Origin of the sequence: Sediminicola luteus, assembly GCF_002514735.1 — a bacterium.
GTDB lineage: Bacteria > Bacteroidota > Bacteroidia > Flavobacteriales > Flavobacteriaceae > HQA918.
The window spans coordinates 699,850-723,840 of record NZ_KZ300476.1; the positions used below are offsets into that span (position 1 = coordinate 699,850).

Annotated in this window: 23 protein-coding genes; 12 read left to right on the plus strand and 11 right to left on the minus strand. The window is 43.4% G+C overall.

Going from position 1 to position 23,991, the window contains the following annotated elements:
• The 5 genes from B7P33_RS02845 (at position 1) to B7P33_RS02870 (ending at position 4,208) form a co-directional block, all read left to right on the plus strand.
• A complete protein-coding gene (locus tag B7P33_RS02845) occupies positions 1 to 189 on the plus strand; it encodes a hypothetical protein (RefSeq protein ID WP_097440435.1) in 189 nt (62 codons plus the stop codon).
• Between the two features lie 111 nt (positions 190 to 300).
• Positions 301 to 480, plus strand: a complete 180-nt coding sequence (locus B7P33_RS02850; protein WP_097440436.1) for a hypothetical protein — start codon at positions 301 to 303, stop codon at positions 478 to 480.
• A gap of 873 nt (positions 481 to 1,353) precedes the next feature.
• The gene (locus B7P33_RS02860) at positions 1,354 to 1,692 is read left to right on the plus strand and encodes a P-II family nitrogen regulator (RefSeq protein WP_097440771.1); all 339 of its coding nucleotides are present in this window, start codon (positions 1,354 to 1,356) and stop codon (positions 1,690 to 1,692) included.
• An 18-nt stretch (positions 1,693 to 1,710) separates the two neighbouring features.
• A complete protein-coding gene (locus B7P33_RS02865; RefSeq protein ID WP_097440438.1) occupies positions 1,711 to 2,955 on the plus strand; it encodes an ammonium transporter in 1,245 nt (414 codons plus the stop codon).
• A gap of 131 nt (positions 2,956 to 3,086) precedes the next feature.
• The gene (locus tag B7P33_RS02870; protein WP_097440439.1) at positions 3,087 to 4,208 is read left to right on the plus strand and encodes an outer membrane beta-barrel protein; all 1,122 of its coding nucleotides are present in this window, start codon (positions 3,087 to 3,089) and stop codon (positions 4,206 to 4,208) included.
• Positions 4,209 to 4,408: 200 nt separating this feature from the next.
• On the opposite strand, the gene B7P33_RS02875 is transcribed toward B7P33_RS02870, so the two are convergent.
• On the minus strand, positions 4,409 to 5,056 hold the full coding sequence (locus B7P33_RS02875) for a DUF1684 domain-containing protein (RefSeq protein ID WP_097440440.1): 648 nt from the start codon (positions 5,054 to 5,056) through the stop codon (positions 4,409 to 4,411).
• A 222-nt stretch (positions 5,057 to 5,278) separates the two neighbouring features.
• On the opposite strand from B7P33_RS02875, the gene B7P33_RS02880 reads away from it, so the two are divergent.
• Complete coding sequence (locus B7P33_RS02880; RefSeq protein WP_097440441.1) at positions 5,279 to 6,502, plus strand: MFS transporter; 1,224 nt, start codon at positions 5,279 to 5,281, stop codon at positions 6,500 to 6,502.
• On the plus strand, positions 6,499 to 7,251 hold the full coding sequence (locus tag B7P33_RS02885) for a DJ-1/PfpI family protein (RefSeq protein WP_394341515.1): 753 nt from the start codon (positions 6,499 to 6,501) through the stop codon (positions 7,249 to 7,251). Before B7P33_RS02880 ends, B7P33_RS02885 begins: the two co-directional genes overlap by 4 nt.
• A gap of 3 nt (positions 7,252 to 7,254) precedes the next feature.
• On the opposite strand, the gene B7P33_RS02890 is transcribed toward B7P33_RS02885, so the two are convergent.
• The 3 genes from B7P33_RS02890 to B7P33_RS02900 form a co-directional block, all read right to left on the minus strand.
• The gene (locus B7P33_RS02890) at positions 7,255 to 8,640 is read right to left on the minus strand and encodes a hypothetical protein (protein ID WP_141402374.1); all 1,386 of its coding nucleotides are present in this window, start codon (positions 8,638 to 8,640) and stop codon (positions 7,255 to 7,257) included.
• A 105-nt stretch (positions 8,641 to 8,745) separates the two neighbouring features.
• Positions 8,746 to 9,567, minus strand: coding sequence for a mechanosensitive ion channel family protein (locus tag B7P33_RS02895; RefSeq protein WP_097440443.1), 822 nt, complete (start codon positions 9,565 to 9,567; stop codon positions 8,746 to 8,748).
• A 58-nt stretch (positions 9,568 to 9,625) separates the two neighbouring features.
• Positions 9,626 to 10,069 (minus strand): Lrp/AsnC family transcriptional regulator, encoded by a 444-nt coding sequence (locus B7P33_RS02900; protein WP_097440444.1) that lies wholly within the window; start codon positions 10,067 to 10,069, stop codon positions 9,626 to 9,628.
• Between the two features lie 117 nt (positions 10,070 to 10,186).
• Between B7P33_RS02900 and B7P33_RS02905 the strand changes: the two genes are divergently transcribed.
• Entirely contained in the window at positions 10,187 to 10,573 is a 387-nt protein-coding gene (locus B7P33_RS02905) for a hypothetical protein (RefSeq protein ID WP_097440445.1), read from the plus strand.
• 6 nt (positions 10,574 to 10,579) lie between these two features.
• Here the strand turns inward: B7P33_RS02905 and B7P33_RS02910 are convergent, their stop codons facing one another.
• Positions 10,580 to 14,026 carry a methylmalonyl-CoA mutase family protein gene (locus B7P33_RS02910; RefSeq protein ID WP_097440446.1) on the minus strand — a complete coding sequence of 1,149 codons (3,447 nt, stop codon included), beginning with the start codon at positions 14,024 to 14,026 and terminating at the stop codon, positions 10,580 to 10,582.
• 143 nt (positions 14,027 to 14,169) lie between these two features.
• Here B7P33_RS02910 and purU point away from each other — a divergent pair, with 143 nt between their 5' ends.
• Positions 14,170 to 15,018 carry a formyltetrahydrofolate deformylase gene (purU, locus tag B7P33_RS02915; RefSeq protein ID WP_097440447.1) on the plus strand — a complete coding sequence of 283 codons (849 nt, stop codon included), beginning with the start codon at positions 14,170 to 14,172 and terminating at the stop codon, positions 15,016 to 15,018.
• A 33-nt stretch (positions 15,019 to 15,051) separates the two neighbouring features.
• On the opposite strand, the gene B7P33_RS02920 is transcribed toward purU, so the two are convergent.
• Positions 15,052 to 15,450 (minus strand): acyl-CoA thioesterase, encoded by a 399-nt coding sequence (locus B7P33_RS02920; RefSeq protein WP_097440448.1) that lies wholly within the window; start codon positions 15,448 to 15,450, stop codon positions 15,052 to 15,054.
• A 349-nt stretch (positions 15,451 to 15,799) separates the two neighbouring features.
• Here B7P33_RS02920 and B7P33_RS02925 point away from each other — a divergent pair, with 349 nt between their 5' ends.
• Entirely contained in the window at positions 15,800 to 16,510 is a 711-nt protein-coding gene (locus tag B7P33_RS02925) for a DUF4197 domain-containing protein (RefSeq protein WP_097440449.1), read from the plus strand.
• A 392-nt stretch (positions 16,511 to 16,902) separates the two neighbouring features.
• Here B7P33_RS02925 and B7P33_RS02930 read toward each other — a convergent pair whose 3' ends face one another.
• Both B7P33_RS02930 and B7P33_RS02935 read right to left on the minus strand, forming a co-directional pair.
• Positions 16,903 to 18,288: a TlpA family protein disulfide reductase gene (locus B7P33_RS02930; RefSeq protein WP_097440450.1), complete on the minus strand. Its 1,386-nt coding sequence runs from the start codon at positions 18,286 to 18,288 to the stop codon at positions 16,903 to 16,905.
• 51 nt (positions 18,289 to 18,339) lie between these two features.
• Positions 18,340 to 19,125, minus strand: coding sequence for an alpha/beta fold hydrolase (locus tag B7P33_RS02935; RefSeq protein WP_097440451.1), 786 nt, complete (start codon positions 19,123 to 19,125; stop codon positions 18,340 to 18,342).
• A 395-nt stretch (positions 19,126 to 19,520) separates the two neighbouring features.
• On the opposite strand from B7P33_RS02935, the gene B7P33_RS02940 reads away from it, so the two are divergent.
• Entirely contained in the window at positions 19,521 to 19,715 is a 195-nt protein-coding gene (locus tag B7P33_RS02940) for a hypothetical protein (RefSeq protein WP_097440452.1), read from the plus strand.
• Positions 19,716 to 19,727: 12 nt separating this feature from the next.
• Here B7P33_RS02940 and pyrF read toward each other — a convergent pair whose 3' ends face one another.
• On the minus strand, positions 19,728 to 20,543 hold the full coding sequence (gene pyrF, locus B7P33_RS02945; protein ID WP_097440453.1) for an orotidine-5'-phosphate decarboxylase: 816 nt from the start codon (positions 20,541 to 20,543) through the stop codon (positions 19,728 to 19,730).
• Positions 20,544 to 20,549: 6 nt separating this feature from the next.
• On the minus strand, positions 20,550 to 21,626 hold the full coding sequence (prfA, locus tag B7P33_RS02950) for a peptide chain release factor 1 (protein WP_097440454.1): 1,077 nt from the start codon (positions 21,624 to 21,626) through the stop codon (positions 20,550 to 20,552).
• A 457-nt stretch (positions 21,627 to 22,083) separates the two neighbouring features.
• Here prfA and B7P33_RS02955 point away from each other — a divergent pair, with 457 nt between their 5' ends.
• The gene (locus B7P33_RS02955) at positions 22,084 to 22,731 is read left to right on the plus strand and encodes an ATP-binding cassette domain-containing protein (RefSeq protein ID WP_097440455.1); all 648 of its coding nucleotides are present in this window, start codon (positions 22,084 to 22,086) and stop codon (positions 22,729 to 22,731) included.
• On the opposite strand, the gene B7P33_RS02960 is transcribed toward B7P33_RS02955, so the two are convergent.
• Positions 22,728 to 23,987: a MutS-related protein gene (locus tag B7P33_RS02960; RefSeq protein WP_097440456.1), complete on the minus strand. Its 1,260-nt coding sequence runs from the start codon at positions 23,985 to 23,987 to the stop codon at positions 22,728 to 22,730. The genes B7P33_RS02955 and B7P33_RS02960 overlap by 4 nt on opposite strands.
• Positions 23,988 to 23,991: the final 4 nt, after the last annotated feature.

A 23,991-nucleotide genomic window follows, 5' to 3' on the forward strand; every position in this document is an offset into this window, starting at 1 on the left:
ATGTTCAGTACCGGACAAATCGTTTTTGCCATTTCTTTTGCCCTTGCCTTTGCCGGCATCATAATTTGGACCTATAGAAAAGATAGCGGTCTGCATCGAAAAAACTACAAAGGCGTTAAGTGGGTAGGTATTGGTTTTGTGCTGTTTATCATACTTTTATTCTTCTTAAAAACCTTCTTAAGGGAATAAGCAGTCCGTTTTTACAACAATTTAGACCATTTACACAACAAAGGCTGTTTTTTTAGCCCAACTTATAAGAAAGTACGTATTTTTGCGTTGTAGGAATATAAGTTTCAATCCATGATTTCCTTTTTTCTTTTATTGGCAGGTCTTTTGTTGGTTAACGGACTTTTATTAGTACTTAGCGTTAACAAAAAATCGGCCAAGACAACCAAACCGACAACATACATCTTTACCCCTAAATCCGGTAAGGTGTATGAACTGAATGCAACTACCAACAAACTGAAAAAGGCCATATAAACCTTTTTTCATCGCTTGGCATTGCTCTTTTCCATTACATTACAATAGGAAGCTGACCTAGAACCCCCTTGTTTTAACCTATTCGGGGGATTTTTTACCCTTTTTCCAACCCCTGTTGTCGACATCATTAGCCAAGCACAGGATCTAATACGCCCGACTTGTAATTCTTACATTACTTCTGCCCGTTGCCACCAAAGCTTCCAAAAGCAAAACCCTTCTTTTGAAAGTTGCTTTAAACGCCCATACAAACCCATGGTCCGTTTCGACACCTTATATATAATAGCGACATAGCCCTTTAAAAGTATAAACCATTGGCATTACTCTTTGTAATAGTACTCAGCCATCCGAATAATGATGGCTTAAGATAAAAAGAGTAAAGACCAATAACCCGAGATTGGTAATAGTCATGCGTATCAAGGGTTAACGTAATCTGCTGAAAACCAGACGCAATTTCTCTGTGTAACTCTGCGTATTCTCGGTATGCCTCCGTGTAACTTGAACCTTTTGTGTTGTTGCATAGAGTTTCACGGAGCAGCACAGAGAACCACAGAGAGTTCAACTCTTGATTCACGTTAATCACTTTAATACGCAATTCCCCTTTCCCTACATAGAACGCTCCACTGATGTTTACCCTGTAATTTGAAGCTAACCCCCTCAAATCCGCCCCCCCTTGTTCAAAAAAGCCAACAACAAACTACGCCATCCCCAAAAACACTAGGGGTGAAAATCATATTTTTATATATATAATTTTATTACACCCTATTTTTAATAGGGGTTAATTCTATTATTTGATAATTTTATAACACATACCCCTATTTTTTTAGGGGGTATTATTCAATTTATATAGATTTGACCCGAATCAATACCTTATTTATGAAAAAAGTAGAAGCTATCATCCGAAAGTCGAAGTTCGACAAGGTGAAAAAGGCCCTTCACCAAATTGAGGTGAATTTCTTTAGTTATTGGGACGTTACTGGCGTAGGTAACGAAAAACAAGGTCATGTCTATCGAGGCATATCTTACAGCACTACCGATATACAACGTAGGTATCTCAGCATTGTGGTTTCAGACGAATTTATGGAGCGAACGGTTCAAACCTTACTCGAATCAGCCTATACTGGCGAGGTAGGCGACGGCAAAATATTCATTTCTGAAATAGAAGATGCCTATCGCATTAGAACCAAAGAAAACGGTACCCAAGGTATTAACTAACCCACTAACACTTACATTATGGAAACTGGAATTTTTACGATAAACAATGTTTGGATGATGGTCTGTACGGCCTTGGTGTTCTTTATGCATCTTGGCTTCTCTTTCCTTGAAATCGGGCTTACCCGTCAAAAGAACACCATTAATATTCTATTTAAAAACGTATTTATAATCTGCACCGGACTAGTACTCTATTATATAGGGGGTTTTAATCTTATGTACCCAGGCGAGTTCAACGGTTTCTTAGGTTTTGCCGGTTTTGGCCTTCCTATTCCGGAAAACGGACTCACCCCAGACTATGCCGATGGCGGGTATACCTATTGGACCGACTTTTTGTTCCAAGGGATGTTCGCTGCCACAGCGGCAACCATTGTTAGTGGCGCGGTTGCGGAACGTATAAAACTGGGCAGCTTTATGCTATTCACCCTTATTTATGTAGGCCTCATCTACCCCATAGTAGGTTCTTGGCAATGGGGTGGTGGTTTCCTATCTACCCTTGGTGGCGAAGATGCCGGTTTTTACGACTTTGCCGGATCCACTTTGGTACACTCCGTTGGGGGCTGGGCCGCCTTGGTCGCCGTTTATCTTTTAGGCCCGCGTATTGGTAAATTCAGTGAAGAAGGCACCCCAAAGGCCATTCCCGGACACAACTTGCCCTTGGCCGCCTCCGGCGTGCTCATACTTTGGTTGGGCTGGTTCGGCTTTAATGGAGGCTCTGTATTATCTGCCGATCCCGCAACCACCTCTTTAGTGCTAACTACAACATGCTTGGCCGCTGCGGCCGGTGGTATTGGTGCCTTTTTTCTTTCTACCGTTCTATTTAAAAACTACGACCTTACCATGTTCTTGAACGGTATCTTGGGCGGATTGGTAGGTATAACAGCCGGCGCCGATTTAATGAGCCCCTTAGAAGCCATCGCCATTGGTATCATCGCCGGCGCTATTATCGTGTTGGCCGTAAGCGCTATAGACCGCTTAAAACTAGACGATCCGGTAGGTGCCATAGCGGTACATTTGGTATGTGGAATTTGGGGCACTTTAGCCGTTGGTATTTTTGGCGACAAGGCCGGATGGGCCCAATTCGGCTACCAATCCGTTGGGGTTTTCAGCACCGCCATTTTCTGTTCGCTTACTGCCTTTGGCATCTTATTCTTAATCAAGAAGACCAGTGGTATACGGGTTAGCGAAAAAGAAGAGCTTGAAGGACTTGATATTCACGAACACGGTATGGACGCCTATGCCGATTTCCGCATGAACCAACATTAATACATTCGCCCTAACAGGCCATAAATAAAGGAAAACGGAGCGTTTGGCAGAACGCTCCGTACAGTTCCTTTCCCTTTCAACATGAATCAAATCCGCACATTCCCAAAAGGAATGGCAAAAACATTGAAATTATGAGAAAGTCAACTTTCACAAAGAACGGAAAAATTTACGGGTTTGTCCTATGCTTTTTACTAAGCTTCATCGCCCTTGCCCAAGATAGTACCGAGACCAAATGGAAAATCAGTGGCGGGGTAGACACTTATTTTCGAACCAATCTCAACGGGTTGAACAAAGAAGTCCCCATCATTGAAGGAGGCGAACAAACAGGTAGTATCGATGCCGCGGCCCCAGCCTCTTCATTTGCCAATAGCCCAGGGTTTGCCCTAGGTATGTTTAACCTCATCGGCGCTTATGAAGGTGAAAAAGTTGGTGCCGTTGCCGATTTGGTTTTTGGCCCAAGGGGTGAAGATGCCGTTTTTGGGTCTCCCGAAGGGTCAACCAATATCATCAATCAGTTATACGTATACTATAAGCCTTCGGAAAACATAAAACTAACGCTTGGGAATTTCAACACCTTTTTAGGTTATGAGGTCATAAATCCTGCAGCCAACTTCCACTACAGCACCTCCTATTTATTCTCATATGGCCCTTTTTCCCATAGCGGCTTAAAAGCCGATTTTGAGTTAGGCAAGGGCTGGTCGGCCATGATTGGATTCTTGAGTGCCACCGATTTTACCGACAGCAACCCCTTTGGAGAGTTCTCGTTGGGCGCCCAATTGGGTTATGGCGGCCAATACATTAACCTACTTTATGGCAAACAAAGTTTTGGAACAGCCCTAATTGACGGAGTAAAAACCGTTGTTGATAATGAACCCCTCTTCCAAATCGATTATACCGGTGGTTTTGATTTGAGTGAGTCGATCTTCTTGGGCATAAATGCCAGTTACCAAGAGACGGATGGAAGCGGTTTTTACGGTGCCGCCCTTTACCCTGCCTATAAATTTTCGGATAATGCAGCCCTAGGACTGCGTGCCGAATACTTTAAAGAATTGGAAGACGGGGGCCCGGTATATGGTGCCGATATCGAAAGTATCGCCTTTACCCTAACGGCAGACCTCCATTTTAAAGACCTGAATATTAAACCCGAACTCCGATTGGATAGTATTTCGGAAGATGTGTTTGTAGATCCCGACCTAAATGCACAAGGACAATTGGCCTCTTTTTTGGTAGCGGCCATTTATACCTTCAATTAATTGAGTAATCTGTAGTAGTATTTTGAGTTTCAACAAATTTTAGGTTGGTCAAAGGGCCGTCAAAAAAGGAAATTTCGGTTGCCTCCCCAGGCAAGGGTATTCAAAAACAGCTTACACCCACTTCACCCAGAGAACCGAAACTGTTGCACCCTTTTTTAGATGGCCCTTTTTTTAGGGACACGATGACCCCCAAAGACAAGCTACTTCCCGTCTTTCACATAGGCCTTAACACCCGCCCTTACAGCAATATTCAAGGTATTGCGCACCGGAACTATAGGGCATGAAAAATCTTTGTTATACACACAAAACGGATTATACGCCTTATTGAAGTCAACAATTATAATATCCCCCTCGGGAATACGAAGATCGAGATAACGGCCTCCTTCATAGGTTTCACTGCCATTGGTGGTATCTAAAAAAGGCAGGAACAGATAATCTTCATAGCCCTTTTGTTGCATTAATTCGGGACTTTGGTACACCTCCAAACTATGGGTTTTCCCCTCCATATCAAATGAAACGATGCCATAAACCTTTTCTTCGGCCTCCCGTTCGGTGGTCGTTGGCATCATAAACGGCAAGGCATCCGGGGTACGCTGAAGCTTCGCCGCTACCCTAAAAAGCGTATCGGGCTCAAAATAAGCCAAGCCTTCAAAATCTTTTCTTCCCAAATCTGTCAATGGAGAGGTTTCAGGATTTCTAAATTCGGCATCTTTATTACGTTGCCATTCCAAAATATCTTTGATTAATTCCGGTTTTCCGGTCAAACTTGGCCGTAGATCGTCGTGGTATTTTTTTTCCTCTTTACAAGCCACGAACACAAAGAATACAATAGCTAAAAGAATTCGCATAGTTGGGTTTTCAATTTCTTAACACTGGGAAACAAGCCCTAAAGATACAACCAAACCTTTTTTTGTTTAGCTTTGGACTTCAATTATTGAGAACCATGTTTACAAATTCCATTTACTGCAACCAAGTGAAGCTTTCTTTCGAGAGCCTCCGGTGCTGAGTGGAATTCGTTTAAAGAATAATTCATAGGCCCGGCTTTCGTCGGGCCTTTTTTATGCGCTAAAATGAAAAAACTCTACACGAAATACATCGATTCTTTCAGAGGACTGTCTACAGAGGTTTGGTGGTTGTCACTCATTACCCTGGTAAACCGAACGGGTACCATGGTAATTCCTTTCTTGTCGTTATACCTTACCGAAGACCAAGGCCTAAGCCTGTCGCAAGTGGGTATTATTATGAGTTGTTTTGGACTAGGGTCTGTGGTTGGCTCATGGCTCGGGGGCAAACTCACCGATGCCATTGGCTACTACAAAGTAATGTGGGGCAGCCTGTTCTTTTCGGGGATTTTATTTATTGCCCTACAGTACATTGACGGGTTTGCTGGGCTATGTCTTGGAGTCTTTAGCCTACTTGTGGTCGCGGACACCTTTAGGCCCGCAACGTTTGTAGCCCTCTCGGCCTACAGCAAACCGGAGAACCGCACCCGGTCGGTAAGTTTGATACGCATGGCCATTAACCTTGGTTTTTCTGCAGGACCCGCTTTGGCCGGAATTATCATTGAGACCAGTGGCTACTCTAGTTTGTTTTGGATCGATGGCGGCAGCTGTATCGCTGCGGCATTTCTACTGATGCTCTTTTTACACCCGAAGAAAGCCAAGGCCACTGAAACCTATATCAACCCCAACCCCAAATCAGTATATACCGATCTGCCTTATTGGGTGTTTTTTGCCGCTATGGCCCTGTTCGCCTTTTGCTTTGTCCAATATTTTTCGACCGTACCCTTGTATTACCACCAAGACCGGGACCTGAGTGAGTTCACCATTGGTATCTTATTGGGAATGAGCGGATTCTTGATTTTTGTGTTCGAAATGCCCTTGGTAAAATATCTCGAAAAATGGACTTGGACCAAAACCTCGCATGTTATGACAGGCTTTGCCTTAACCGCTTTTAGCTTTTTGGTCTTGAACCTGGGCGGATGGATCGGTATGGTGGCCATTGGACTTATACTAATGGCCTTTGGGGAAATGATCGCCTTTCCCTTCTCCAATGCCTTTGCCATGGATAGGGCCAATCGAGGCAAACAAGGGGAATATATGGCGCTTTACACCATCTCTTTTTCCTTGGCCCATGTCTTTGCCCATAATTTTGGTACTTGGTCTGCCGATAAATTCGGATGGTTTACTACCTGGAACATTATTACAGGGGTTTGTATTATCGCCTTTTTGTTACTTTTATGGCTACAACATTTACTGAATTCCGAAAAAACCCAAAAGAGCGTATCACCTTGAGAAAAACATATATTTTACTAGGATTAGCCCTATCGCTAACCGCTTGCCAAACCAAGTCAAAACCAGAAAGCACTGAAGCACAAGCAATCGTTAAAAGTGAAAGGTACTTACCCAAATTAGACCCCAACGCATACAACGTGGCCTTTTTGATTATGGATGGCACCTTCAATACCGAATTAACGGCCCCGTTCGATATTTTTCAGCATACCGTTTTCAGGGATTCTATCAAACCTATGAACGTGTTTACAGTAGCCAACACCTTAGAAGCCATCACCACTTTTGAAGGTATGCGTATTTTACCGGATTATGACTATACCCAAGACGAGCTACCCAAAATCGATATTTTGGTCGTACCCAGTGCAGAACACCATCTAGATTCGGATCTAAAAGACACCGTAATGCTCGATTTTGTGCGTAAAATAGATAAAGAGGCCGAATTCGTAACCTCGCATTGCGATGGGGCTTTTGTTTTGGCCGAAGCCGGGTTATTGGATTCCGTCGCTTCGACCACCTTTCCCGGCGATTTGGAAACCTATAAAAAACGATACCCAAACCTAGAAGTACACGATGTGCTTTTTGTACACGACGGAAAATATATAACCTCGGCCGGGGGTGCCAAAAGCTTTGAGGCCGCCCTATACCTTTGCGAGTTTCTCTATGGAAAAAAAGTAGCGGATAGACTGGCCGAAGGCCTGGTAATCGATTGGGATCTGAGCGAAGTGCCGCACCATATAGGCCATGTAAAATAGCTCTTATTCCGACTTATATTTAGACAGAAGCTCGCGATACTCCTTCTTTATCCGGAATAGACCGGTATCAGGCAAACTGTCCAATCGATCGTAATCGGTAAAACCATTTATCAAAAGCTCTTCGAGATAAAAGAGGGCCGTTTCATGCTCTTCTACCTTGGCACTGTTCGCAATGATCTTTAAATAGGTATCATAGTCTTTCGGATCAGCCAAGACCTTGAGCATATGAAGTAACACCAAAGCCTCTTCATCTAATGGTTTTTCTTCTTCAAGTAACCGAATATTTTCGTTGAACAAGGCCTTGGTATACCCCTTTAATCGTTTACCGAGTTGCCTTTGGTGTTTTTTGTCGCTTCTAGCCAAAGAATCCATGCCTTGTATCTTATAATCCCACCAACCCAAATTATCGAAATTATACGAACTGATATCTTCCTCTAAATAAAAGATAAGGTCTTCTTTGGTAAGTGACTCCTTTAAGAACATATTCGATTCCATGCGCCGTTGCGCCTTAAACACCTTACTTTTCTTTAAGGCTTTCATTTTCTGGCTTACCGAATCCATAGAAAAGACAGGTCTATATCGCGAAACCACTTCCCCTAAAAGGGCATAGGCTCCAACAAAATCGCCCTTAGACTCCATAGTAGCCGCTTGGGCAAGTGCTATATCCAAACGTTGTTGCACATACAATGTATCGGTTTGGGTCATACCCTGTTTTACCAGATAATCTACTTGAAACATATCCAAACCTATATCCATCAACACACCGCGATCGTCGGGGGTATCTGAAAACAACAACTCGTTAGTTATCCGCTTCGCGTTAAGCATACGCTCGTTGACCAACATATTCGGATACTGATAGTCTTGCCTATCCAAAATACCTATATAATGGAATTTATTTTTACTTCCATATAAATCAGGGTTACCCATGCCACCGCCTACGGTCATAACACCCCTGACCCCTTTAATAAAAACAGGCACCAAAGTGGCCAAATTGGAACTATCGTCAAATGCCATAACATATATACGTTCCAAATCCAGCGAAAACAGATTTGCCGTACGCTTAAAAACACGGTCTAATGCCAGAATATTTTTACTCACCGATACACTGTCATGCAGGGCATTGGGCCCAATTACCACAATACCACGAGCTTCTGCCCTAGAAGTCAACATACCCACAGCCTGTTTACCCCTACCCTTATCGTCCAATACAAATATGGCCGGCCATTTCTGTTTGGGTTCAAACGCCTTAGGCAAAAACAGGGCAAAGGTTTCAGCAATGGTATCAGAAACGGGTAACCCATCGGAAATGCCTCCTTTCTTTAATGAAATAGGTTGTCCCATACCTGCAGCAAATACAAATATGGCAATGAAGGTAAATATATGACGCATACGGAACGGCTTGGTTATATAGCCACCAAATTTTAGGTATCGGTGCTTACATCCTACAATCAAAAACCCGGCCAAAAACGACAAATACTGCATCAATCTATCCAATTATTCCCCAATCGCCCCCATTTCAATGCCCTCGGAATACGCTACTTTGATTCCATGGCGATTAAATGCCGATTTGATAGCCTTGTTGGCCTGAAAGGTGGCTTCCCAAAAATCGTCTGGATATACATAGGGCCGCACCAATAATTCGATACTATGTGAATCGAAATTTTTGATACCCACCTCTGGTTTGGGACCTTTTAGTATCTTGGGCACCTCCATTAATTCGTCTATGATGATTTGCTTTATTTTCGGAAAGCTCTCGGCGTAGGGCACATGCACACTGAGTTCTAAACGTATCTGGCCCTTGTCGGACAAATTGGTGACCACGGAATCGGTTATCATCGAATTGGGAATATTCAATACCTTATTACCCGGTGTGATTACCTGGGTACTGAAAATACCGATCTCGCTCACCTTACCGAAATGGTCATCTACCTTGATCCAATCACTGATTTTATAAGGTTTTAAGGTCAAAATCAATATACCGGAAGCAAAATTGCCCAGACTACCCTGAAGGGCCATACCAACAGCAAAACCCGCAGCGGCTAAAATAGCCACCAAGCCCGTAAGATCGGCACCAAGAATGGTAGCCGCGGCAAACAGAATAGCCCCTTTGAATATGAAACCCATTAAAGAAGTTAGAAAAGGACGTAGGGAATCGGAAAAACCGGTCCGTTCGAGAACCTTATCGACCCATTTCACGACCTTATTGGATATTTTAAACCCCACCCAAACCACCAAGATCGCAAACAAGATCCGGGGCACATAGGTTATAAACTTATCTAGGGCAAGGTCACTGTATTGGTTTATCAGTTTTTCCATAACATTTGAATGGCATTTGGTATTCCAAGGTAACAAAACCAAATTGAAAAAACACTAGCTAAACCTTTGTTTTCACCTTGGCATTGGAAATCACCTCCGATAAAATAATATGGGTACGTACCTCACCATAAGTAATCAGTACATCGATAAACTTTTCCATATGTAATTGATCCTTAAAAACCACTTCCATAATTATATTCTCATTACCCGTAATACGATAGCAGTTCTGCACTTCGTTAAAGCTTTTCACTTTGGTTAAAAAAGGCTTTAATTTCCCCACAAAGGCCCGTAGCATGACCACTGCCTTTAACTGATAACCCGATTTGAGATATGATATCTTGGCATGATACCCTTCTATCAACTGCATTTCCTCCAACTTCTTTACGCGATCGGCCACGGCCGGAGGCGTTAACCCGATTTCCTTGGCCATTTCGACAAAGGAGATCCGGGCATTTTGCTGCAACATTTCCAGGATTCGGGTGTTAAGGGCATCCAACTTCATTTTATTAAGCAATAAGACATATTTACCTTGTAAAAATAATCATTTTAACCATAATGGCATTTTTAACAAACCTATAAACCAATAGCTGTTCGTATTTTTATAAAAAATTGCAACCCTATGTCGTATAGGCCATTAAGTGAACATTCGGTTTTTAAAAAGGCCCTGGAACTTTACCAAACCAGCCGTGCGTTGGTGTCTTATATTTCGCATAATAAAGATGTAATGGCCCTGTACCACAGCAATAGCCATCGCGATCATATTGCCGATGCGCTTTTGACCGATGCTACGCTGATCCCCGAAAAATTGGCCTTGGCAGCCACTGCCGAAAATCCGTTGGAGAAGCAATCGACCCTTTCCATGATCAAGATCATGACCCGAAACCTACAATCGTATTGTAACGGTCTCGAACAAGACGGGGTAAAGGAAAAAGAGTACCTGAATTTACTGCGTACGGAAATACAGCACTTCCGCTCCGCATTTAAATCGTGGCGTAAAGCGCTATAAGTCCCTTTACATATTTCTACGGTACTGCCCGCCGACCCTGAACAAAGCTTGGGTCATTTGGCCCAAAGAAGCCGTTTTGGCCACTTCCATCAGTTTTTCGAACAGATTCCCATTTTGGGTGGCTACCGTTTGTAACTCCTTTAAATTATTTTCCATGGCCGAAGCATTGGCCTTATGAAGGTTCTCCAGGGTTTTGATCTGACCAAGTTTTTCGTCCTCCGTGGCCCGAATGACCTCTTGGGGAAGAACGGTGGGGCTACCCTTGGAACTCAAAAAGGTATTTACCCCGATAATCGGGAATTCGCCCGTATGTTTTAAGGTTTCATAATACAGACTTTCTTCTTGGATCTTGGATCGTTGGTACATGGTCTCCATGGCCCCCAATACACCACCTCTCTCGGTAAGCCTATCGAACTCGACCAATACCGCCTCTTCTACCAAATCGGTAAGCTCCTCAATAATGAATGCCCCCTGTAACGGGTTTTCGTTTTTGGCCAAGCCCAACTCTTTATTGATGATCAACTGAATGGCCATGGCCCGCCTTACCGATTCTTCGGTCGGAGTGGTAATCGCTTCATCATAGGCATTGGTATGCAGCGAATTACAGTTGTCGTAAATCGCATAAAGGGCCTGTAAGGTCGTCCTGATATCGTTAAAATCGATTTCCTGGGCATGCAAACTCCTACCCGAGGTCTGAATATGGTATTTGAGCATTTGCGCCCGGGGTCCGGCACCATATTTAAGTTTCATGGCCTTGGCCCAAATCTTACGGGCCACCCTACCGATTACCGCATATTCGGGATCGATACCGTTTGAAAAGAAAAACGACAGGTTTGGCCCGAACTTATCGATATCCATACCCCTACTTAAATAATACTCTACATAGGTAAAGCCATTGGCCAAAGTGAAGGCCAATTGGGTTATGGGATTGGCCCCGGCCTCGGCAATATGATAACCCGAAATGGAAACGGAATAAAAATTCCGTACCGCATTTTCAATAAAGTACTCCTGTACATCGCCCATGAGTCGAAGAGCGAATTCGGTTGAAAAGATACAGGTGTTCTGTGCCTGGTCTTCCTTTAAAATATCGGCCTGTACCGTACCCCTAACTTGGGTAAGTGTCTTGGCCTTAATGTCGTCGTATATGGGTTGTGGCAACACCTGGTTGCCGGTAACCCCCAGCAACAACAATCCTAGTCCGTCGTTGCCTTCGGGCAATTCACCGGCATATTGGGGGCGTGCCACACCTTTATCGGCATAAATGGCCTCGATTTTCGAAGTCACCTCATTTTCAAGCCCCTTTTCTCTGATATACTTTTCACAATTTTGATCTATGGCGGCATTCATAAAAAAGGCCAACAACATAGGTGCCGGACCATTTATGGTCATACTTACCGAGGTGGTAGGATTACTGAGATCAAAACCGGAATAGAGTTTTTTGGCATCGTCGAGACAACAGATACTTACCCCGGCATTACCGATCTTACCATAAATATCGGGCCTATGATCGGGATCGTTACCGTAGAGAGTAACCGAATCGAAGGCCGTGGAAAGACGCTTGGCGGGCATACCCAAACTTACATAATGAAACCGTCGGTTGGTACGTTCCGGACCGCCTTCCCCAGCGAACATACGGGTAGGATCTTCGTTGGTGCGTTTAAACGGATACAAGCCCGCGGCATATGGGAAATTCCCCGGTACATTTTCTTGTAGGTTCCATCGCAACACATCGCCCCAAGCCGAATATTTAGGCAAGGCTATTTTAGGAATGTCGAGTTGTGAAAGGGATTTGGTATGGGTCTCGATACGTATCTCTTTGTCACGTACTTTAAAACTGTAAACAGGATCTTTATAACGCGATTTTACCGACTGCCAGCCCAATATAACATCCCAATTATGTGCATCTAGATCTTTTTTGAGCGTATTGAACTCGGCTATCAAAAGATCGATTATATCGGTTTTTCCCATGGTCTGGGCCACTTCGTTTAATCGGGCCTCTTCCAAGCCTTGGGACGATAGGTAAGTATCCTCCGTTTTGGCTTCCAATATGGTATGTATGCTTTTTGACAACCCATACAGTTTTTGGGCCACGGCCACCTGTTGGGCCACTTGGGTATCGTAACCCCTGTTGTTTTCCGAAATTTCGGAAAGATAGCGCGTACGTGCTGGCGGAATCACATAATTCTTGGTCCCGTCTTCAATGTTCAACTCCAATTTCGAGCCCCAATCCGAAGCCGTTTTGTCGTCCAAGGTCTGCATAACCGCCTGATACAAACGGTTCATTCCAGGATCATTGAATTGGGAAGCCATGGTTCCGAAAATGGGCAGCTGCTCGGCAGGGGTATCCCAGAGGTCATTATTGCGCATGTACTGCTTCTTTACATCGCGCAAGGCATCTTGGGCACCTCTTTTATCGAATTTATTGATGGCCACCAAATCCGCAAAATCGAGCATATCGATTTTTTCGAGCTGGGTGGCCGCCCCAAACTCAGGTGTCATAACATATAAAGAAAGATCCGAATGTTCGATGATCTCGGTATCGGACTGGCCAATTCCTGAGGTTTCGAGAATGATTAGGTCAAAATCGGCCGCCTTTAACACTTGAACCGCCTCGGCTATATGCTGGCTCAAGGCCAGATTACTTTGACGTGTGGCCAAAGAACGCATATACACCCTTTCGTCGTCAATGGCATTCATACGGATGCGATCACCCAATAAAGCCCCACCTGTTTTGCGTTTCGAGGGGTCTACCGAGATCAATCCGATATGGCGCTCGGGAAAATCCAACAAAAACCTACGGACCAGCTCATCGACCAAACTCGACTTACCTGCCCCACCGGTGCCCGTTATTCCCATTACGGGGATGTCGGATGAAATAGCCCCTGTATCGAATAGGGCCTCAAATTCGTCGTGCCGATTCTCGGCCAAACTTATCATTCGGGCAATACTATCTATACGCTTCTCTTTTAAGGCCTTCATTACTGCCGATTTTTCGGAAAAAGGCATGGCAGGTACCGCAAAATCGCTTTGGGCCACCAAATCGTTGATCATGCCCTGAAGCCCCAATTGCCGGCCATCGTCGGGGGAATAGATCCGGGTAATGCCATAGACCATTAACTCCTTAATCTCTTCCGGCAAGATGACCCCGCCTCCGCCGCCAAAAATCTTGATATGCCCGGCCCCATGTTCTTGAAGCAGATCGTACATATATTTAAAGTATTCCATATGGCCACCCTGATACGAGGTAAGGGCAATGGCATTGGCATCTTCCTGAATGGCACAATGCACCACTTCGGCCACCGACCTATCATGTCCCAAATGAATTACCTCGACCCCTGTGGCCTGGATAATACGACGCATAATATTAATGGACGCATCGTGACCATCGAACAAGGAAGCGGCGGTTACAATTCGAATTTTATGGATAGGTATATAGGCTTTCTGTTTTTGCATTGCTAACGAAAATGGAAATTACGGGTTGCAATTTACGGAATATCTAAAAAAAAGCAGGATTCACTAATAATTTTCAAAAAGAAAAATCAGTCTTCGTCCTGAGCTGTACTTTGAAATAACTTAGTTCACCAAAACCTTAAACTATGAGTCGTTTTACCTTTTTGATCCTTTGCCCCGACCAAGTAGGCATTATCGCCAAAACCACGGCATTCCTTCACCAGCGAAAGGGCAATATTGTGTATTTGGATCAATATGTAGACCCAGAGGCCCAAATGTTCTTTATGCGATTGGAATGTGATGGTATAGGTTTATCAAGCGATCAATTAAGAAGCGAATTTAACGAAGCACTGGCCATCCCCTTTCAAATGCAATGGCGTATGGATTCGGACGAAAATCTACCAAAAATGGCCCTTTTCGTTTCTAAATACGACCACTGTCTCTATGATATTCTAGGGCGCCATGCGGCCGGAGAACTTCAAGTAGAAATTCCGTTTATAATAAGTAACCACCCCGATTTGGCCCCTGTCGCGGAACAATTTGGCATTCCCTACCACCATATTCCCGTTACTAAAGACACCAAACCGGAAGCCGAAGCGGCCCAATTGGCCCTACTTGAGGCCCATAAAATAGACCTGATCGTTCTGGCGCGTTATATGCAGATCGTATCGCCTAAATTGATCGACCGCTACCCCAATAGGATTATTAACATACATCATTCCTTTTTGCCGGCATTTCCAGGGGCCAAACCCTATCATTCGGCCTATGCCAGGGGCGTAAAGATCATTGGCGCCACAAGCCATTATGTTACCGAAGACCTCGATGCCGGCCCCATAATCGAACAAGATACGACCCAGGTTTCCCATATACATTCGGTTACCGACTTTATCCGAAAAGGACGGGATCTGGAAAAAATCGTTTTGTCTCGGGCCATTAGGCAACATTTGGAAGGCAAGACCATGGTCTACGACAACAAGACCGTGATTTTTCATTAAAAAGTTTAGAAAACCGGGCCTTAAAGGAACCACTTAGTGTCCGGTTTGTGCCAAGCGATCTTTTACATATTCAATTTGGGTTTTCCCATGGGGTTTGGGTTCACCATCTTCACCCAAATTCACCATAACGATGTTGGCCACACGTATTATGCTTTCACGCGTCATTTTGTTACGCACCTCACAATCCAATACCAAGGAGGTCTTCCCAAATTTTACAGGTTCGATTCCTATTTCCACAATATCTCCTTCTTTGGCCGAACTTTTAAAATCGATTTCAGACATGTACTTGGTCACCACCTTTTTGTTCTCCAATTGAATGATGCTATAAAGTGCGGCCTCCTCGTCTATCCATGCTAACAATTTACCCCCAAAAAGGGTTCCGTTGGCGTTTAAATCTTCGGGTTTCACCCATTTTCTGGTATGGAATCTCATATACTATGCTTTTGGGTTGATTGAACTCATTTAGACCTTTTCAATTTGCTAAAAAATTGCTGTTTTCAACTCTGCTCTCGCCTTTTTCTCCTTCCGTAGCCCTGCTATGCAACTCAAAAAAGCCATTATCAGTGCAGAAAACATCTAATTTTCACTTAAACTCAAAATGTCTAAATGAGTTCATAGTAAAATTAATTCCAAAAGCCATATTCACACCAATTTATCGGGTGGTTTTGCCAATACTACCATAAGCCCGCTTTATACTTTATAGGCCCACAAAACCAAGCCCTAAAATCTATTAATCATCAAAAATGTACATTTGTGGCACTAAACATTAATTACCTAGACCATGTTCCGTAAAAGTTTACTGTTTTTCGCATTACTTACCCTTGCCAGCTGTGGCGAACTTCAAACCGTATTGGATTCTCTACCGCAAGGTACCACTTTAGGCAATGACCAAATTGCCCAAGGATTAAAACAAGCCTTGGATAAAGGGATAGACGAACAAGTAAGCCGCCTAACCCAAAAAGACGGCTTCTACACCAACCAGCTGGTTAAAATCGGATTGCCCGATGAATTAAAGACCGTAGACCAGACCCTCCGTAAAATCGGCCTGGGCAAATTGGCCGATGAAGGTATAAAAGCCTTGAACCGTACGGCCGAAAACGCAGTTAAAGAAGCTACCCCGATTTTTATAAATGCCGTTTCCGAAATCAGCTTCAACGATGCGAAAACCATCTTATTGGGCAATCAAGATGCTGCCACCCAATACCTGAAAGGGAAAACTACCCAACCCTTGTACGCCAAATTCCATCCGGTAATAAACGATTCCTTTAAGAAAGTGGGAGCGGATCAAGTATGGAGTAACCTAATCCAGAAATACAACACCATTCCTCTGGTTGAAAAAGTCAACCCAGACCTTACCGATTATGTCACCCAGGAAGCCTTGGAGGGAGTGTTTACTATGATCGCCGTTGAAGAAAAAGAGATCCGCACCAAAGTCTCGGCCCGTACTACCCAAGTCTTACAACAGGTCTTTGCTATGCAAGACGGTCATTAACCCAAAACCATTTTTCATTATAGAAATGGAAACCACCCTAAATCCTATGGCTTTATTTACCCCAAGAAGTAATACAACCCGTTATACTCGACGCAAATCAAGTTAAAGGAATGTGAAATTTTCAAAAATAAAACACAAATCTTAATTTTTAGACACCTATAGCTACGATTAAATAGCTTTCGTCTAAAACTTTACAATAAAAAACGTAAATTTGCGTTATTCATTTGTGGGAATAGGAACATAACGTATTCCTAATCTTTAATTAACCTCGACAACGGGTTATTATACGAATTTTGACCACAATTATTTGAGTTAGTAAATTTTGAGTTAGTTGTTTGGAAAACCGGTGGGAGCACCGGTTTTCTTTTTTTTATACACTTAACTTTACCCACTTACATTTCCAAACCATCGAAAACATCCCTGATTTCTGCAGAGGAAGGCCGGGGGGCATTGGAATTTATGATATTGCCTTCGGTATCGATTAGAATAAAGCGTGGAATACCCATGATTTTGTAATTCTTCACAAAGTCGGATTCAAAGGCATTAGGAGCGAACAACTGCACACCTTTCAAATCTTTGTCAGCCACCATATCACGCCATTTGCCATGTGATTTGGCCACATCTACCGAAATACTTACGAATTCGATATTCTTGGCATGATAATCCGTTTCCAATTTTTTAAGGGCCGGAATCTCACGAATACAAGGACCACACCAGGTAGCCCATACATCTATATACACATAACGCCCTTTTAAATCGTCCAACGAAGTCTTGCCCCCTTTAAAGTTTTCATAATCCACAAATTTTGGAGAAGGCTTACCGGCCGATACTTTTTCCAATTCGGTGTAAGATTGGGTGATTTTAGCCAAATACAAACTATCGGTAACAAGGTTTGCATAGGTATCATAATAGGTCTTCAAGTCTCCGGTATAAGTAATTTCGTAACGAGCCTTATTATAAATCAACGCATTACGAATCGTATCGTTCTTCACAAGCCCTAATACTTCTAGTCCGGCCAGGGCATAATCCTGGGTCGAATCTTTTTCCATCATGGTATTGACCTCTTCATTATAGTGATCTTCCAATAATCGTCTATACATGGCCGAAAAGTAATAATCATCCACACGGCCCATATCCATATCGGTTGTAGGATCGAACCAATTCTCTGAAACCTTAAAATCGGGCTTTTTGGCATAATGGGCATGGTAACGCGGGTACCTTTTCAAATACATCATGGTGGTATACCCTATATTCTTTTTCTCCAAACCCCTAAAAGTATCGGACACCTTACTGGAATCTAGTAGCCCGATAAAAGCATCTTCTATGGCATTTATCTTTCGCAAATAGGCCTCTTCTTCCAATTTATATATACTTGGCCCTTCCCCCCTAAGTCTTACTCCAAGGGTCGCCTTATCTTGTATATACTGATTTATATGGGCCGTGTTTCCACTAAATTCAATACTGGCATCGAAATTATCCAACTTATAATTTAATTCCAATACATCGCCATTTTCTAAATAAACACTAAAGGTATTCTTACCATCACGAATCCCATATATTCCCGAAACTTGTATAGTATCAGTGAATTGCCCTAGGGAATCTACCTCGAGTTCTTTTTCGTAACGCCACATTTTATCGGAAATAGTCACAGTGCCTTCGGTCTTACCCAAAATTTTTCCGGTAACCACCGCATATGGCTGCTTTCTATTCTCTTCTTGATGACAAGAGAACATGAATAACACTAGTACTGATACGACGAGAAGTTGGATTGGTTTCATATAAATAAATTGTAAATTAACCCAGGGATAAGATGGGTTTTAGATTGAACATTAAGATGGGCGAACCCCTAAATATTCCAATACCTGGGTATTGAAAACAGTGGGTTGTTCTACATTAACCACATGACCACATTCTGGCACCACGAACAATTCGGAAAAACGATGCGATTTGGCTACTTTTTCTATAGAAGGCAAGAAAAGATAATCTTCGCTACCCATTACATATAAGGTAGGTATTTTGATATCGGCTCCCCGAAAAAATCGTAACAACGGATTAATTTCTGAGGTAAGCTTAAACCAGCGGATAAACTCTTTTTGATACAACTTCTTGGCTTCCCTAACGAATAAGGACCTCGACTCTTTATGGTTCTTGTTGGGCATGATCACAAATGCAAAGAACTTATACAACCACAAATAAGGTACCAGTGACTTAAAGATAACCCCTAGGCGCATCAAAACCTGGGAACGGAAATTCAACTTTAAGATAGCCCCGCCCATAACCATTTTATCTACCCGGTGTTTGTGCTTTTCGGCTAGGTTACGAATTAAAATGGTTCCCAAAGATATCCCGATAAAATGCGATTTTTCGATTTTTTCATGGTCTATTACCTCAACGATATCGTCGGTAATGGAATCGAAGGTGTACTTATCGGCAAAGGCATCACGCAAATGGGTTTTGGAATCGCCGTGCCCCCTAAGATCAAGGAGCAACACATTGAAGTGTTTTCGAAACTCACGTACCTGTTTATACCAAATAGCACTGCTACCCCCTGCCCCATGGACAAAAGTGACCCATTTTTTAGCTTGGGCATGCCTATATATGGTATAATTAAGCAAGTACTGTTCGTTTTATCGAGGCAAATGTAGTTTTTTTTAGTGAGAGACAAATAGAAGGCAAGTGTTAAGTAATACCATTTCAACATTGAAATACCACCTAAAAAATTGTTCTTTTTACCTTTGGTCATCAAAATAAAATAGAACCGTAGCTTTGGCTATGCTTAAATTTTCTTTTTCGCCCAAAGAAAAAATCCCTGCTTTTTTATTGGTTGAATCTCAAAATTGAAATGGTATAAAGACGACACCCAGCAACTCGATATTTTCATACACAACTTCAAACAAGTGTCCGCCTGGTTACTTTTTAGACCAACTACCCATTTATTAGTTGTAGCTAAACACTGACATAACACAAAAACCCTTGGCCCGATGTAACTTTGCAGAAAAACCCACCAACTATGGAAAAACAGTATTGCCGTGTTGGAAGCAGCACCCCAATGGCGCAGCTTAACCAACCCTCCCATTTCTTACAAAGTCTTTATACCGATTTTAAAGACAGAGCCATGAGCCCCAACCCGGGTACTACGAATTTGGTCTCATTTTTTGAGCAGAAAGCCGAAAGAATCCAAAAGATGATTCAAGAATTGGCATAGGCCAATAAGACTTTATTTTTTTAACTCCGCAGCCATTTGCTGTTGCAACTCTTGGGCCTTGCGCCCAGCTGCTACGGCAAAATCTGTTCCGCTAGAGGCATAAATAATTCCACGCGACGAATTGACCAACAATCCTACTTGGTCCGTCATACCGTACTTGCAGACTTCCGAGAGACTACCGCCTTGGGCTCCTACACCCGGCACCAATAAAAAACTCTTGGGTGCCAATTCGCGTATCTCGGCCAAATATTCGGCTTTAGTGGCCCCTACCACATACATTAAGTTTTCGCTTCCTTTATAGCCTTGCGAGCAGGCAATCACTTCTTTGAACAACGGACGTGCTTCTAAAGTCTTCGTCTGAAAATCGAAGGCGCCCGGATTGGAAGTGAGTCCCAACAAAATAGTATGCTTGTCTTCAAATGCCAAAAAAGGCTCCACCGAATCGCGCCCCATATACGGTGCCACGGTTATGGAATCGAACTGCATGCCTTCTAAAAAGGCTTTGGCATAACGGGTAGCCGTATTTCCGATATCGCCACGTTTGGCGTCGGCTATGGTAAATTGTTCTGGATAGTTCTCGTTCAAATAGGCCATAGTACGCTCTAAGGAACGCCAGCCATCCAAACCATAGGCCTCGTAAAAGGCCGTATTGGGTTTATAAGCCACGCAATAGGCCTGGGTAGCCTCGATTATGGCTTTGTTGAATTCAAAAATGGGATCTTCGGTGGCCAACAAATGCGGAGGCACCTTTTCCAAATCTACATCTAAGCCCACACAAAGGAAGGATTGTTTTTTTTGGATCTGTTCCCAAAGAAAATCTGTTGTCATAGTGGTTTAAAAGATATCGGAAGCTTCTTTTAATTTTTCGGTATTCTGTACCAGCATCAATTCGTCAATGATCTTTTGCACATCGCCATTGATAATATTCTGCAAATCGTACAAGGTAAGTCCGATACGGTGATCGGTTACCCGACCTTGCGGATAATTATAGGTACGGATCTTGGCCGAACGGTCGCCACTACTTACCTGGGAATTTCGTTTGGCGGCATCTTCCTCTTGCTTTTTAGCCAATTCCAAATCGTATAGGCGCGAACGCAGTACGGTAAAGGCCTTGTCTTTGTTCTTATGTTGCGATTTCTGGTCTTGGCACTGGGCCACCAATCCGGTAGGGATATGGGTCAATCGTACGGCCGAATAGGTAGTATTCACCGACTGCCCACCCGGACCCGAGGAACAGAAATAATCGATTCGCACGTCTTTAGGGTCTATCTGCACATCGAATTCCTCAGCCTCCGGCAATACCATCACGGTCGCAGCCGAGGTATGTACGCGCCCTTGGGTCTCGGTCTGCGGCACCCGCTGTACGCGGTGCACCCCAGCTTCGAATTTCAAGGTGCCGTAAACATCGTTTCCGGTCACCTCGAACTGAATTTCCTTGAAACCGCCCGAAGTACCTTCACTAAAGTCCATTAAATGGGTACGCCATCCTTTAGATTCGCAATATTTGGTATACATACGATACAGGTCCCCGGCAAAAATACTGGCTTCATCACCCCCGGTACCTGCACGGATTTCCATAACCACGTTTTTGGCATCTTCCGGATCTTTTGGAATAAGCAACACCTTGATCTCTTCTTCCAATTGGGGCAATTGGGCCTTGGCCTCCTCCAATTGCATTTTGGCCATCTCTACCATTTCGGGATCCGATCCGTCGGCCAAAATCTCTTCGGCCTCTTCAAGGTTATTGGTCAGGGTAATATACTCTTCCCGCTTGGCCACCACCTCTTTTAGGTCGCTATATTCTTTATTCAGCTTTACATAACGTTTTTGATCGGCGATAACATCGGGCTGTATTATCAAGTCCGAAACCTCATCAAAACGCTGTTTTACTATGTTTAACCTATCTATCATGGGTATTGTTCATTGGCTGCGAATTTACGATAAATTTAGGCGTAATCGCCAATAATTCCCAATTGGATCAGTAGCCGCATATTCCCTTACATACTATTCAAATAATTGCATAACTCTGATTATCTTGTAGCGAAAAACAAAGCTGTTCTAACCAACAATCCATGCCAAATACCCTACCCCAATGGATCCCCTTGGGATTTCTATTTTACAAACGCCATCTGGCTATTTCGCTTTTAAGCACCTTAGTGCCCTTGGCATTTAACCTACCCCTGACCAATTTCGTCATTTGTAAAGTCGCTACTTTTCTCATAATCATGTTTTGGTATCGCAATCCCCCGAATTCGAACCGGTTGATTTTCTATCAGAACTTTGGGGTGCGGCCCAAATACCTTTGGATATCCTATCTCGCACTGGACCTCCCTCTTGCCGGCATTTTGTATTTAATCTCGAGTAACTTATGGAACTAAGACTTGAGAGTGTTAAACTTCGGTTTGGCCAAAAGCATCTTTTGAATTCCGTATCCATGCAAATGCAGAGCGGCCAAATTACCGGATTGATTGGCAGGAACGGGAGTGGCAAGTCGTCTTTATTAAAACTGATTTTTGGCCATATCAAAGGGCAACGCAAACTTTTAAAAATAGACCGAAGACCTATTCAGAAACCCTTATATGCCACAGGAAAAGCATTTCTACTGCCCCAATCCCATCTTTTCCCGAAGGAATTCACTGTGGAAAGAGCTTTAGGGTTCTACCACAAAACTTTTGCTGATTTTATGGATACTTTCCCGGAAACTGCCATAAAACCCGGGCAACGCTTACGTATTCTTTCTGGTGGAGAGTGGAAACTAATAGAATTGTTCTGCGCGGTACACTGTAACAAGGAAATCTTGCTATTGGATGAACCCTTTAACGGACTTTCGCCTTTGAACTCCGAATTGTTCATTACTGAGCTTCATCGCATAAAATCGAAGACGGTGATTCTGATTACCGACCATCGAATCCATGAGGTAATGGCCCTATCGGATCAGATGTATTTATTGGATAAAGGCAAAAGTAGTTTGATCGTAGAACAGGACGACCTTCGTGCGGCGGGGTATCCGGTTTAACCCAGCAACGCATCCAAGCCTTCTTTTTCAAAGAGTATACGCCCCACCTTAATATCGGACCAGCCAGCTTTCACCTTATAGGTAAATACGGGAATGCCCTCCATTAGATTGCAATCGACATAAATGGTTTTTACCTGGGCAACGGTCTGGGTTCTTAATTCCTCCAAGTGGGTCGAGATAAAGAAAAATGAATTTTTAAATCGCGACATGCCCAAAATGGTCCGCTGGCATATCTCAAGTGCATCGGTAGCATTGGTACCACTGAAAAGTTCATCAAAAACGGCAAAAGTGGCCTCACCGGCCTTGGCCTTTTCCAATACCGCTTTTAAATGCTTGATTTCCGTCATAAAATGACTGTAGCCATTTTGTAAATCGTCGCGATGATCGATCCCTATGGAAAAATGCGCCATTATCGGAAGCTCAGCTTGCTCGGCCGGAATGGCATACCCCAAATGCCATAGGTACATACACAGCCCCAATGCTTTTAAAAAAGTAGACTTGCCACTCATATTGGGGCCGTTAAGAACGGCAACGGGCACGGCCAATTCAAAGTCGTTTTTTACCGGATTCCGCAACAACGGATGGTACAGACCTTTGAGTGCTATTTTATTTTGCACTAGGGAAGGGAACACAAAACCTTGCTTTCGAATGCCCTTGGCCACCGACAAATACGCTTCGAACTGAAAAAGATCTTCCCAAAAGCGTGCTATTCTTTTCTCCCGTTTCAATTGGGCCAGGGTTTCGGATAAATGGATCATATCTTTTGCCTTCAGACCAAATTCCCTGACCTGTAGGGCGTAATACCCCAAATCGAATTCATTAAGAAAATCTGTGATTCGCACTAATTCCTTTTGATAGGCTTTTGGGAAAGCGGTGAGATCTAGACGTAAAAAATAATACTCCAATAAACGGTACAGCCACAAAATCGCCTGATTGAACTTGCCTTCCAATTGGCTTTTTACGTCTTTAGAGGCTATATAGCGAAAGCGGTTTTTCCCCTTTATGGGCAACTCCCAATCTTTCCCATTAAAAAATAGATGTACCTCGTATACATACATCACGGTATAGGAATACTCCAAAAGCTTGGGTTGTGCTAAAAAGCCTTTCAATATATGCTGACGGAAATCTATGGCTTCTCGTGAACCTAATGGGGACTGCATCATTTGCCACAGTTTTTCCTTGGCAAAACTATTGAGGGTATGGTCGAATAAAGGCAGAATTTCCTCTTGAAGACGAAGGTCTCGAATATTATTCATGGGT